Raw genomic sequence first — 13,207 nt, forward strand, 5'->3', positions numbered from 1 at the left:
ATATAAACAAATAAAACGCTTGAAGAGGAATGTCCTGCTTCAAGCGTTTTAATATGTGTTCAAACGATTATTTTTTACCTAGACGTACATCTAGATCTTGTTTCTTGCCATCACGGATAACTTTAACTTTCAATGTATCGTCCGGCTTTTTATTTTCATATAAGTAAGACCTTAAATCGCTATCATCTTTAATTGCTTTACCATCTGCTTCGATGATAATGTCTCCTTCTTTAAGTTCGCTGCTGCCTGAAGCTTTCGCCACATAGACACCATCATTACGATCAGTATCTAATTCACGTTTATAACGTTCAGGAATGTCGCTCATGTTGATTGTACCGATACCAATAGATGGGCGTTCGACTTTACCATGTTTTACAAGTTGTTCGATTGTAATTTTCACTTCATTACTTGGAATCGCAAATCCGATACCTTCAACTTGTGCCATAGAAATTTTCATAGAGTTGATGCCGACAAGATCGCCATCTAAATTGACTAAAGCACCGCCTGAGTTACCAGGGTTGATTGCTGCATCGGTTTGTAGCACTGACACTTTATTATTACCGGCAGATGTTTGTGTTTCAATCGTACGTTCATTTGCAGAAATGATACCTGATGTCACAGTATTCGCAAATTCTAATCCTAATGGGTTACCAATCGCAAAAACGCTGTCTCCTGTTTTGACTTTTGATGAGTTTGCGAATTGGATAGCTTTAGTACCCGGTGCATTTTCGATTTTTAATACCGCGATATCAGTTAATGCATCTTTGCCGACTAATTTAGCATCGACTTTTTTTGTATCATGTAATTGAACTTTGATTTCACTTGCACCATCCACCACATGATTGTTAGTAACGATATACGCACTGTCACCGGATTTTTGATAAATTACACCAGAACCGATACCCGCTTCTTGTGATTTACCAGCAGAGCCATTGAAGAAATCTTCTAAGCTTTGTGCTTTCTGCATATTGATTACACCAACAATAGAAGGTGAGACATCATTGATCATTTGATTAACAGATTTATACTTTGAACTTTTACCGTCTAAGACATTGCCGCCTTTACTATTTGAGGCTTCTTGTACAGTCGCACCGTCATTTGATGAATTCATCAATTTTGTGGCACCGAAGACAATTAAAGCGCCGACGATTCCCGAAAGTAAAGCGATGAGAATCACACGTAACCATGGGAACGAACGCTTAGGCGGTTGATAATTTTCGTTATAGTATTCAGTCATTGAATTCCTCCCAATATGTTTCTTTTTATTATTATCATATGTTTAGTACATAATTTCTACTATTTTGCTATGACAAACTTTATAAGATGATGACAGAATCAATAGAAGCTTGAAATAGGCTTGTTGCCAAGGGGCGGAAGTGATAGAATTTGTATAGTTAAATAAACAATTTAGTAGGTGACAGAATGTATAAATTTATCAGCAGTATTTTATATTGGATTATTGTCAAACTAAGTAAATCGCTTAAAGTTTATGGACGAGAAAATGTACCGCAACTAAATCGTTATGTGGTCACTTGCAACCATGAAAGTTATAACGAAGTGATTATGCTTGGTATGGCGCTTTACCCAAATCAAATCCATTATATGGCTAAGAAAGAGTTATTTTATAACCCGGCTTTCGGCAACTTCTTAAAATCATTAAATGCTTTTCCAGTGGATCGTGAAAATCCTGGACCAAGTACTATTAAAACACCTGTGAATTTATTGAAGAAAAATAAAACAATCGGTATGTTCCCAGCAGGACATCGTTCTTCTGAAGAAACACCATTAAAACGTGGTGCAGCTACGATTGCTATGATGGCAAAAGTACCTATTGTACCTGCAGCTTATGAAGGTCCAGATAAAATTATTGGTCTAGTAACAGGCAAAGCTAAAATTATTTTCGGTGAACCGATTGATACGAACGCTTTACCAGACCATTTAAAAAAACGTCATGAAAAAGTGGACTATATTACACAAGAATTAACTAAACGTACAAGAGCTTTACAACAAGAATTAAAACAGTTACCTAAATAATAACATGACATCAAAGTCAGATGATGGTAGAGAACGCAGCTCCTTCACCGCATCTGACTTTATTTTTATGTGTTTTCAATCATTTTATATAGAGAGAGAAGGATGAACAATGTATAACTTTTTACAACGTCTTGGACGCTCATTAATGCTTCCCGTTGCCGTCTTGCCAGCAGCAGCCATTATTATTGGTATTGGAAATTTATTAAAGGCTTTAGAGGTTACACCGACTTTAGCTGAATTTATTTTCCAAAGCGGTATCGCAGTTTTAGAACAACTCGGCTTACTTTTCGCGATTGGTGTGGCATTAGGTATGGCCAAAAAGAACGATGGTTCTGTGGCACTTGCGGCAGTTGTTGGTTACTTTGTCGTGACGTCAGTATTAAAAACAGAAACTTTAGCGAAAATTTTAAGTGTAAAAGAAGATAGCTTAAACATCGGTTTTACCGCTATGAATAACCAAAACGTATTTATCGGCTTAATTATCGGTTTAATTGCGGCATTTTGTTACAACAAATTCAGTGGGACCGAATTACCGACTGCTTTGTCATTCTTTAGTGGTAAGCGTTTAGTACCTATTATGACAGCATTCTTATCGGTTATTTTGACGATTATTTTATTATTTGTATGGCCATTTGTGTATAGTGGTATTATTTCATTTGGTAAATGGATTATGGATTTCGGCGCATTCGGTGCATTCCTGTACGGATTTTTCAACCGTTTATTAATTCCAACTGGATTACACCACGCATTAAATTCAGTATTCTGGTTTGATTTAGCAGGTATTAATGATATTGCGAAATTCCAAACAGGAGAAGGTGCGGTTAAAGGTATCACAGGCAGATATATGGCTGGATTCTTCCCAGTGATGATGTTTGGTGTGCCAGCAGCTGCTCTTGCTATGTATCAAACAGCAGATTCTAAACAAAAGAAACGTGTTGCTGGTTTAATGCTCGCTGGTTCGATTTCAGCCTTCTTTGTAGGTGTAACTGAACCGATCGAATTCGCATTTATGTTTGCAGCTCCAGTATTATTTGTAATTCATGCATTGTTAACAGGTTTATCTTTATTCATCGCTGCACTTTGCCATTGGACTGCAGGTTTCTCATTTAGTGCAGGACTGATTGACTTCTTATTATCATTAATCAATCCAGTTTCTAATCATCCATGGATGTTGATGGTACAGGGTGTTGTCTTCTTTGTAATTTATTATGTAGTGTTCAGAGTGGCTATTTCAGTCTTTAATTTAAATACTCCTGGTCGTGGAGATGAAAAGATTGCTGACCCTGTGGATGAAGAAGGTGTATCAAGTGAGTCAGGCAAAGGTGGCAAATATAGCGCAATGTCTACACAAATTATTTCTGGATTAGGTGGTAAAGAAAATATTACTTCATTAACGAACTGTGCTACACGTTTACGTTTAGAAGTAGCAAATATCGATCAAATCGATAAAGCGCAAATTAAACAATCCGGTGCTGCGGGTGTAACAACAAGCGGCCAACATAATGTTCAAGTCATTATCGGTACACAGGTGCAACAAGTCGCAGATGAAGTAGAAAGACAATTAGAATCAGAATAAAGTCATAAGAACGGAGACGCTTTAAGAAGAGTTGTCTCCGTTCTATTGCTTATTTATGTATAACTTTGTATAATATTAATTATTCTGAATTTTCCGAAGTAGGTGGAGAAATGAAAGCAGTATTATTTGATGTTGATGGTGTATTTTTAAGTGAAGAAAGATGTTTTGATGTTTCAGCATTAACGGTATACGAAATGCTGATGAGTCAGCACTTTTTAAAATTAATGCCGACTGTGACATTTAATTCTATTAATGACAGCGAAATCAACTTGATTCGCCAAGTTGTTTTTGATCAAGATAACATTTTAAATGCGATGAAATCTCGTGGTTTGAATTCCAACTGGGATATGTTGTTTATTGTGTTATCCATTCATTTGATAGATTTACTCAAAACGTTATCGAAAGAGGACAGGGAAGCCTTTTTAACAGCACATCCTTTTACAGATGTGACCATTCAAGAAGTAGGAGACTTGGTCGGTCGTCAACAAGTCGACTTTATGAAGCCGCTTCACTTTATCGAAAACGCAGAATCAGGTAAAACAAAAATTTACCGTGATTTACGCAACTATGCGGCAGAACAACTTGATACAAAACATACTGAGTTATTTGAAATCCGCAGTCCTTTATGGGAAATTGCACAAGAAGTATTCCAAGAATGGTATTTGGGTCATCGTCTATATCGAAAAGTTGAAGAAAAAATACCGAGAAGCGATTTTAAAACAGGTTATATTTATCATGAAGAAGAATTGGCTGAAGCGGATCAACTCAAAACTTTATTAAGTGACTTAAAAGCAGCTGGCTATACGCTCGCAGTTGCGACAGGTCGACCAAGAACGGAAACGTTAGTGCCATTTGAAGATAAAGGCTTTTTAAAATACTTTGATGAGTCACACATTGTATCAGCGAGTGAAGTGTTAAAGGCAGAAGAAATGTTCCCTGAACTTAAACCATTAGGTAAACCGAACCCGTTTTGTTATGTTGCCGCATATAACGGTAATAATGAAGCGGATTATCAAAATTACGCCGAACAACAAGAACAGGTATTTGCTGGAGAAGAGATATACATAGTCGGTGACTCTCTTGCAGATTTATTCAGTGCACAAAAGACAGGTGCAACGTTTATCGGTACTTTAACCGGTTTAAAAGGTAAAAAAGCAAAAGAAGAATTAGAATCATATCACGCAGATTATATTGTGAATAATGTATTAGATATTCGTTCAATTTTATTGTAATGAAAAACCGGCAAACTTGGATATTATTTCCAGTTTGCCGGTATTTTTGTGATTATTATTTATTTAAGTCTACAAATTGAATAGATTCAAATCCATCGATTTGATGTAATGCAGCGATAACTTCGTCAGAAACAGGCATATCGACTGAGATAATCATCATCGCATTACCGCCTTGTGTAGTACGTCCTAAGTGCATAGAAGCGATGTTGATATCATATTCACCTAAAATTTGTCCTGTGCGTCCTACGATACCTGGACGGTCTTGGTGATGAATGACTAATTGATATTTTTCTGGTTTGAAATCAACAGGGTAGTCATTGATTTGAACGATACGTGGACCATAGCCGTTTAAGACAGTGGCACCGACTGTTACTTTACGATCACGGTTAATCATTGTTAATTCAATATAGTTGTTGAATGAACGTGATTTCGCATCTTTTTCCACATTATAAACAACGTTTTGTTCATTTAATAAGAAGAGGGCATTAACCAAGTTTACACGTTCAGCTAGATCTTGAGATAAAATACCTTTAGCAATCGTACGTGTTAAAATATTTGTATCTTCTTTAACTAATTCACCGCTGAATTTAATTTTCAATTCACGTGGTGCTTTACCTAATAATTGGATACATACTTTGCCGACCATATCACATAAGTTCAAGTATTCTTGTAACTCATTATCTTCTTCGCCAAAAATCATTTTTGGTGCATTGACCGCATGTCGGACATTACCTGTGTGGAAGAATTCTTCTATTTCATTTGAAACAGAGACGGCCACTTTTTCTTGAGCTTCAACTGTTGAAGCACCTAAGTGCGGTGTTACAACAATTTTATCGTGTTTAGTTAAAGGTGAATCAGTTGCAGGTTCATGTTCAAATACGTCAATAGCAGCCCGTGCAATTAAACCTTTATCCAAAGCATCAACTAAAGCTTGTTCATCAATAATACCGCCACGTGCAACGTTGATGATTTGTAAATTAGGTTTTGCTTGAGCAAAGAAATCAGCATTGATTAAACCTTTCGTTTTAGGTGTCAGTGGGGTATGGACTGTTACAAAATCAGCACGTTGTGCAATTTCATCAACTGAGGCACGCTCGATATCTAGTTCTTTTGCTTTTTCAGCAGTTAAGTAAGGATCAAATGCGATAATTTTCATACCAAAACTTTTCGCACGTTTAGCGACACCTAGACCAATACGTCCTGTACCGATGATACCAAGTGTTTTATGATACAACTCTGTACCCTTAAATTGAGAACGATTCCATTTACCTTCTTTTAATGATTGGTTGGCTTCAGGTATTTGACGCGCCATCGCAAGTATCATTGCCATTGAATGTTCTGTTGCTGAAATAGTATTACCATCAGGGGCATTAATCACTAATACACCATGCTTTGTAGCTGCATCTCTATCAATATTATCGACACCGACACCTGCACGTGCAATGATTTTTAAATTTTCAGCAGCTTCAATGACTTCAGGTGTTACTTGTGTCTGGCTTCGTATGATTAAACCGTTATATGCTTTAATTTTTTCTATTAGTTCATCAAGAGAAAGTCCTGTATCAATATCTACTTCGAAATCTGGATCGTCTAATAAAGTTTGTAAACCATCTTTAGCGATGGGATCTGATACTAAAATTTTATACATAAGCTTTTACCACCTCTAAATATGCTGTAGTACCTTTACCGATATATGTTTGATGACGTATTTCTGAAAGTACAATTTCTAATGCGCTGATGCATTGTAAAATGTCGGCAGTATCGATTTGACCTAAATGACCAATACGTAGAATTTGACCTTTTAATTTACCTTGACCGCCAGCAATTGTGATATTAAAACGGTCTAGTAATTCATTTTTAATCGTTGTGACTTCGCTTGGAGAATTTGGCACAAATGCGGTTACAGTTGGTGAAGCAAATTCATCTTTAACAAGTAATGGCAAGTCTAAAGCTTTTAATGCAGCTCTTAAACCATCTCTGATGACGTTATGACGTTCAATTACGTTTTCAAAGCCTTGTTCTTCAATCCAATCTGCATAGGCAGCGACACCTTTATACAGACTCACATTCGGTGTAAATGGTGTTGAATTTTTTTCAGCAGAAGCAATATATTTATTGAAGTCTAAATAAAAACGAGGTGTTTTAACTTCTGCAAAACGTGCTTTAGCACGATCAGAATAAGCTGCAAATGCCAAGCCTGGTGGCAACATGATTGCTTTTTGACTTCCTGACACTAAGACATCAATGTAGTCACGTTTTAAGTTTACATCTACTGCCCCGACACAGCTTACACCGTCTACTACAAAGTATGTTTCTTGGAAGTTTTTGTGAATCGCTTTACCCAATTCATGAATAGGGTGAAGGACAGAAGTCGATGTTTCACAATATTGACTGTAAACGGCAGTTACAGGTTCTGGTAATGCTTTTAGATATTGAATAAATGCCTCAACGTCTACTGCTGCTCCCCAAGCTACTTCAAAGACATGTACATTTTTAAAATATGTTTGAGCGATTTGTTTATAACGATTACCAAAGGCACCAGAAACAATTACAGCCACATGGTCATTCGGATTTAACAGATTAACCATACTTGCTTCTAAAGCGCTTGTCCCACTGGAAGTAAAGATTAAAACGTCGTTTTCAGCCCCGAATACAGGTTTTAACCCTTTATATGCTTTTTCTGCGATTGCTTCAAATTCTTTTGTGCGATGACCAATCATCGGTTCTTGAATGACGCGTTGAATGCGTTCAGGAATCGGAGTTGGTCCAGGTGTCAATAACAATGGATGATGATACATATAGATTTCCCCCTAATGTAAGATTCATTAATCTTACCAAATATTCTGAAAATAATAAAGGCAATTTAAGTATACTTTTACTTAAAATTGATGATTTTATATTAAACTGATATTGTAAGCGTTTTAATATAAAGTAACAAGCAACCCAACCAAAGTTGGGTTGCTGTTATAGAATGACTGCATCGATTTCAATCTCAACATTACCTCTGATTGAATTAGATATCATGCAGTTATTGTCAGCAATTTTTAAAAGTTTATCTAATCTTTTTTCGAGTGCTTCTTTTTGATCAGCATCAACAGTAATTTTAGGATGATGCGTAATTTTCTCCATTTTGAATTTACCGTTATTGAGAGAAGCGGTCCCGACTGAAGATTGGTTAATAGAAATATCAGTGAAATGGGCACGTTCTAGAGTTGCTGCTAATGAAATGATATAACAAGAAGAGGCAGCAGCAATCAACATTTCATCTGGATTTGTACCTTCGCCAACACCTCCAAGTGAGCTTGGAATAGAAATAGACTCGTTTAAAACATCGCCTTTAACAGTGCCAGTTTCATCTCTGCCGCCGCTCCATTGTGTTGTCACAATAAAATCATGTTCTGCCATATCTCTTTGACCTCCGTTTAAATTATGATAGATTGTTTTTACAATCATATTAAAAGGGTGAATAACATGGAAAAAGTCATTCCGAGTGAGGATTTTCAAATTATTGCACATCGTGGATTTTCATTAGACTATCCAGAAAATACGTTACTGGCTTATAAAGCAGCATTGAACGCTTCAGTAGATATGCTAGAAATTGATGTGCATTTAACTAAAGATCATCAACTCGTTGTTATCCATGATGATAAAATAGATCGAACTTCTAATGGAAGTGGATATGTTAAAGATTATACGCGAGATGAATTAAAAAGCTATGATTTCGGTTCATGGAAAGATGCGACATTTATAGGCGCAAAGATTATGACATTTAAAGAAGTCGCAAAGTTAGTTGAACCACATGATACGACTTTACTGATTGAGATTAAGAAGCCAAGTAAATATCCAAATATAGAAGAACAATTATTAAAAGAAATAGAAGATGCCCATTTAGATGCAAATAAGGTCATTATCCAATCATTTGATGAAAGAAGTATAGAGAAAATATCTAAACTTACACGAAAGTATTCTCTTGGTGTGTTGTTAAGTAAGAAAAAATATTTGTTTAAAATGCCAAATTTTAATAAATTAGCTAAATTTTGTGAGTATGCTAATCCTAATTATGAACTCGTTAACCAAAAGTTTATAGAAAGAGCCCACTTGCATCACTTAAAAGTATTGCCTTATACAGTCAATGATATCAATGATATTAGAAAACTAATGATTGATGGGGTAGATGGCATCATTACAGATGGCCCAAATCATTATTTTGAATTAGATTGATTAATTAGAATACCACTTGTATAATTAAATTATCTAATTAACAGAAGGGAAGATTAGAGAAGAACGATTGAGAACTCATATCTGTTTTTCTCGAACAACGATGAAATTTAACCTCAAACCCATCCAAAGACTGGATAAAAAAGAGTTATTAAGCTGGGTAATCATCATTATAGGAGTTACTATCTATAGAGTAGTAAAACGAAAAAAAGCCAAAGCGCATCGTGCATAATAAAAGGATGTCTGATTTTACAGGCATCCTTTATTTTTTATTCATTTTTATGTCTGATATATTGAATCGTTCATTAATCATGTTATAAGCCCAAGGCAGATACTTTGTGAAACCATAAAAGAATCCAAATAACGCAAAAATCGCTTCACCATTATCTTGGGTAATTGATAATAAAATCAAAGTACTAACAAATACATACACGTTAACCACTAAAACGATAAACGCAAAACTTTTTATTACGTTATCTACTTCGTCATTTTTAAAATATTGATACGTCATAATAATAGCTGAAAGTACAAAAGAAATCGCAAGGGATAAAGATAATGCAAAGCCGAAGTTGGCTATAAAAGCATCAATGATCACTTTTAATATTGATTTTTCAAAATAACTTTTATCAAAGTATTCAGTAAAACTTGGTAAGAAGATGAAACCAGAAACAAGATAAACACCGGCTAGTATCATAATCAATCTATTATTTTTCAACCAGTTTTTCACGTTGCACATCTCCTTCTATTTAGTAATTATATTATGACGCAAACAACTGAATAATACTAGCGCTTATAAAAGGGAGGGGGGAAATTAACATAAAAAAATACTGCACCTTTTGAAAAGATGCAGTATCGAAATCTCGAAATTATTATTTACCTGAGTAGTACTCAACGATAAGTTGTTCGTTGATTTCAGCAGGTAATTCGCTACGTTCTGGAATACGTACGAAAGTACCTGATAATTTTTCTTCGTCGAATTCTAAGTATTCTGGTACGAAGTTGTTGATTTCAACTGATTCAAGGATGATGTCTAGTTTTTGAGATTTTTCTCTAACTGAGATCACTTGACCTGGTTTTAAAGTGTATGATGGGATATCAACGCGTCCACCATCTACTTCGATGTGTCCGTGGTTTACTAATTGACGTGCTTGACGACGTGTACGTGCTAAACCTAAAGCATATACAACTGCGTCTAAACGACGAGCAAGTAAACGCATGAAGTTTTCACCGTGAACACCAGATTGTTTACCAGCGATATCGAATGTGTTACGGAATTGTCTTTCAGTGATTCCGTATAAGTAACGTAATTTTTGTTTTTCACGTAATTGAATCGCATATTCTGATAATTTTTTTCTTTGGTTTGGACCATGTTGACCTGGTGCGTAAGGGCGTTTTTCTAACTCTTTACCAGTACCGCTTAAAGAGATACCTAAACGACGAGATTTTTTCCAGTTTGAACCTGTAAATCGAGCCATGTTAAGACTCCTCCTTTTGTTTTTTGTAGTTGTTATGAAAAAACAAAGAAGAGTATTGTATGCTTAATAGGATATATTGTTTTGTGTGTCCTCGCCTCATAGCTCCGGTTACACGGCACGTCCGCGTTGGGAACAACATAGAGCCTATTAATATACAATTGCTACTTTCGTTATTTCACACAAAGAGTATTGTACCATTATGACGAATAAAGTCAAGGGTTTATCTATATTTCCATGCAAAACAATTATTTCACTGTTCGTGCAATTTGTTCTTCAAGAATTTTCATTAATGAGACTAGGCCTTCTTCATCAGTTTGAGTAAAGCGACCTGTGATCGGTGCATCAATATCTAATAAACCGATGACTTCACCATCACTATGCAATGGAATGACAATTTCTGATCGGCTACGTGCATCACATGCGATGTGACCAGGGAATTGGTGAACATCTTCTACACGTTGAACGATATCTTTTTCAACAGATGTTCCGCAAACACCACTGCCGACTTGAATAGGTGTACAAGCAGGTCTGCCTTGGAAGGGCCCTAAAATGAGTTGTCCTGCTTCCATTAAATAAAAACCAATCCAATTAATATTATCTAAGTTTTCATTTAAAAGGGCAGAAGTGTTACTTAGCAAAGTGATTAAATATTTTTCATCTGCATTTAAACCTTTCATTTGTTGTGCAATTGATTGGTAGTTTGTCGTCGTTTGTTTCATAAATAATGACCTCTTTTCTGTCTAGCATTTTCCATATTATAATATGGACATCTATAAGACTTCAATTTAAGGTGCTTAATCAGCAATTTGTATAAAGAAAATTAATATTTTATTTTAATGAGGCAAGAAATTACGCTATAATGAGAAGTGATTAAATAGGAGGAGAAAACAATGGCACTGTATATCATCTTAGCAATTATAATTATTGCACTTATAATTGTCGGTATCATGTTCTATCTCCGTTCTTCAAAACGTCAAGTGGTCGAAAAAACCGAAGAGCGCAAGATAGAGGTTGAGAAACTAACATTAGACGATCGTCTGAGAGAGTTGGACGATTTAACCCTTGAGGGTGAAACACAACTAGAATATGACCGCTTAAAGCGCGAATCATTAAAAAATACTAATGATAATTTAAGTCCGGTTGAAGAGAAAATTCATAATGCGGAAGAAAACTTTGATAAATTCAAATTTGCTGCAGCACAAGCTGAGTTAGACGATGCAAACGCATTAATGGATCGTTATGAAAGTCAACATGCAAAATTAACTGAAGAAGTTGAAAACATTTTAGCTTTGCATAAAGAAAGTGACCGCTTATTTGAAGAAAGCAAAGTTGCATACCGTGAAATGAAACGTGATGTTTTAGCAAACCGTCATCAATTCGGTGAAGCGGCAGCACCATTAGAAAAAGAAATTGAGTTGTTCGAACCAGAGCTTGTTAAGTATACTGAGTTAAAAGAAGAGGGGAACTACAAACAAGCTTATGAGCATATTAAAACGCTCAATGAAGACATCAATTACTTACAAAAAGATATGCAAGAAATTCCGGAATTAATCCGAGAAGCGCAAAAAGAACTTCCAGGTCAATTCCAAGACTTGAAATATGGTTGCAGAGACTTGAAAGTTGAAGGCTATGATTTAGACCATGTTAAAGTCGACAGTAACTTACAATCAATGAAAACAGAGTTGAGCTTTGTTGAGCCGATGATCAGTCGTTTAGAACTTGAAGAAGCATACGACAAATTAAACGCTATCAATGATCAACTTGATGAAATGTATGATTTAATCGAGCATGAAGTGAAATCAAAAAATAAAGTAGATGAAACGAAAGAAGTTATCACAAATGACTTGTTCCGTGCGAAAGATACAAATTATACATTACAAACGGAAATTGAATATGTACGTGAAAATTACTATATCAATGAGACAGACATTCAAAATGTACGTCAATTTGAAAATGAAATTCAAAACTTGATTTCAGTTTATGATGAAATTTTAAGAGAAATGTCAAAATCGACAGTACGTTATAGTGAAGTTCAAGACAACTTAGCGTATATCGAAGATCACGTTAAAGTGATTAATGAAAAACAAGAAAAGCTTCAAAATCATTTAATTCAATTACGTGAAGATGAAGCTGAAGCAGAAGATAACTTGTTACGTGTGCAAAGTAAGAAAGAAGAAATTTATCGTAAGTTATTAGCTTCTAACTTAACAAGTGTTCCAGAACGCTTCATTATTATGAAAAACGAAATTGACCATGAAGTACGTGAAATCAATAGTCAGTTTGATGAACGTCCAATTCATGTGAAGCATTTGAAAGATAAAGTTACAAAAGTTGTCTTACAAATGAATAATTTCGAAAATGAAGCAATGGATGTTTTAGTCAATGCAGTTCTTGCTGAAAAATTAATCCAGTATGGTAACCGTTATCGTAAAGATGACAGCAGCATTGATAAGAGCTTGAATGAAGCAGAACGTCTATTTAAAAATAATAGATACAAACGTGCGATTGAAATTGCAGAACAAGCTTTAGATTCAGTAGATCCAGGGATCTCACAACGTATTGAAGATGAAGTTGTTTCACAAAGTCAAATTTAGTACTTTATACAAGAAGGCGAGAGCAGTATTTTGTTCTCGCCTTCTTTTTGGGCTCTTTGTCAAATTCGGTTGATATAT

The 13,207-nt window shown here is 35.4% G+C and carries 12 protein-coding genes; 5 read left to right on the forward strand and 7 right to left on the reverse strand.

Annotated features, from left to right (window positions below; genetic code table 11):
• Positions 1–67 precede the first annotated feature (67 nt).
• Entirely contained in the window at positions 68–1,237 is a 1,170-nt protein-coding gene (locus HMPREF2937_RS00625) for a S1C family serine protease (RefSeq protein ID WP_002481203.1), read from the reverse strand.
• A 185-nt stretch (positions 1,238–1,422) separates the two neighbouring features.
• Here HMPREF2937_RS00625 and HMPREF2937_RS00630 point away from each other — a divergent pair, with 185 nt between their 5' ends.
• The 3 genes from HMPREF2937_RS00630 to HMPREF2937_RS00640 all read left to right on the forward strand — a co-directional run bounded on the left by HMPREF2937_RS00630 (position 1,423) and on the right by HMPREF2937_RS00640 (position 4,842).
• Positions 1,423–2,034 (forward strand): lysophospholipid acyltransferase family protein, encoded by a 612-nt coding sequence (locus HMPREF2937_RS00630; protein WP_070848449.1) that lies wholly within the window; start codon positions 1,423–1,425, stop codon positions 2,032–2,034.
• Between the two features lie 109 nt (positions 2,035–2,143).
• A complete protein-coding gene (gene nagE, locus HMPREF2937_RS00635) occupies positions 2,144–3,610 on the forward strand; it encodes an N-acetylglucosamine-specific PTS transporter subunit IIBC (protein WP_070863807.1) in 1,467 nt (488 codons plus the stop codon).
• Positions 3,611–3,720: 110 nt separating this feature from the next.
• Positions 3,721–4,842, forward strand: coding sequence for an HAD family hydrolase (locus HMPREF2937_RS00640; protein WP_070863808.1), 1,122 nt, complete (start codon positions 3,721–3,723; stop codon positions 4,840–4,842).
• 55 nt (positions 4,843–4,897) lie between these two features.
• On the opposite strand, the gene serA is transcribed toward HMPREF2937_RS00640, so the two are convergent.
• From serA to HMPREF2937_RS00655, 3 genes are all read right to left on the reverse strand, one after another.
• Entirely contained in the window at positions 4,898–6,490 is a 1,593-nt protein-coding gene (gene serA, locus HMPREF2937_RS00645; protein WP_070863809.1) for a phosphoglycerate dehydrogenase, read from the reverse strand.
• Positions 6,483–7,640 (reverse strand): pyridoxal-phosphate-dependent aminotransferase family protein, encoded by a 1,158-nt coding sequence (locus HMPREF2937_RS00650; RefSeq protein ID WP_070863810.1) that lies wholly within the window; start codon positions 7,638–7,640, stop codon positions 6,483–6,485. Before HMPREF2937_RS00650 ends, serA begins: the two co-directional genes overlap by 8 nt.
• A 166-nt stretch (positions 7,641–7,806) precedes the next feature.
• Positions 7,807–8,247, reverse strand: coding sequence for an OsmC family protein (locus HMPREF2937_RS00655; RefSeq protein WP_070863811.1), 441 nt, complete (start codon positions 8,245–8,247; stop codon positions 7,807–7,809).
• A gap of 66 nt (positions 8,248–8,313) precedes the next feature.
• On the opposite strand from HMPREF2937_RS00655, the gene HMPREF2937_RS00660 reads away from it, so the two are divergent.
• A complete protein-coding gene (locus HMPREF2937_RS00660; RefSeq protein ID WP_070848445.1) occupies positions 8,314–9,063 on the forward strand; it encodes a glycerophosphodiester phosphodiesterase in 750 nt (249 codons plus the stop codon).
• Positions 9,064–9,322: 259 nt separating this feature from the next.
• Here HMPREF2937_RS00660 and HMPREF2937_RS00665 read toward each other — a convergent pair whose 3' ends face one another.
• From HMPREF2937_RS00665 to HMPREF2937_RS00675, 3 genes are all read right to left on the reverse strand, one after another.
• A complete protein-coding gene (locus HMPREF2937_RS00665) occupies positions 9,323–9,787 on the reverse strand; it encodes a hypothetical protein (protein WP_002481195.1) in 465 nt (154 codons plus the stop codon).
• A gap of 142 nt (positions 9,788–9,929) precedes the next feature.
• The gene (gene rpsD / locus HMPREF2937_RS00670) at positions 9,930–10,535 is read right to left on the reverse strand and encodes a 30S ribosomal protein S4 (RefSeq protein ID WP_002481194.1); all 606 of its coding nucleotides are present in this window, start codon (positions 10,533–10,535) and stop codon (positions 9,930–9,932) included.
• A 245-nt stretch (positions 10,536–10,780) separates the two neighbouring features.
• A complete protein-coding gene (locus HMPREF2937_RS00675) occupies positions 10,781–11,254 on the reverse strand; it encodes a GAF domain-containing protein (RefSeq protein ID WP_070863812.1) in 474 nt (157 codons plus the stop codon).
• A 171-nt stretch (positions 11,255–11,425) separates the two neighbouring features.
• Here HMPREF2937_RS00675 and ezrA point away from each other — a divergent pair, with 171 nt between their 5' ends.
• Positions 11,426–13,129: a septation ring formation regulator EzrA gene (gene ezrA / locus HMPREF2937_RS00680; RefSeq protein ID WP_070863813.1), complete on the forward strand. Its 1,704-nt coding sequence runs from the start codon at positions 11,426–11,428 to the stop codon at positions 13,127–13,129.
• The last annotated feature ends 78 nt before the right edge of the window (positions 13,130–13,207 follow it).

This window comes from Staphylococcus sp. HMSC061G12, assembly GCF_001838465.1.
GTDB lineage: Bacteria > Bacillota > Bacilli > Staphylococcales > Staphylococcaceae > Staphylococcus > Staphylococcus simulans.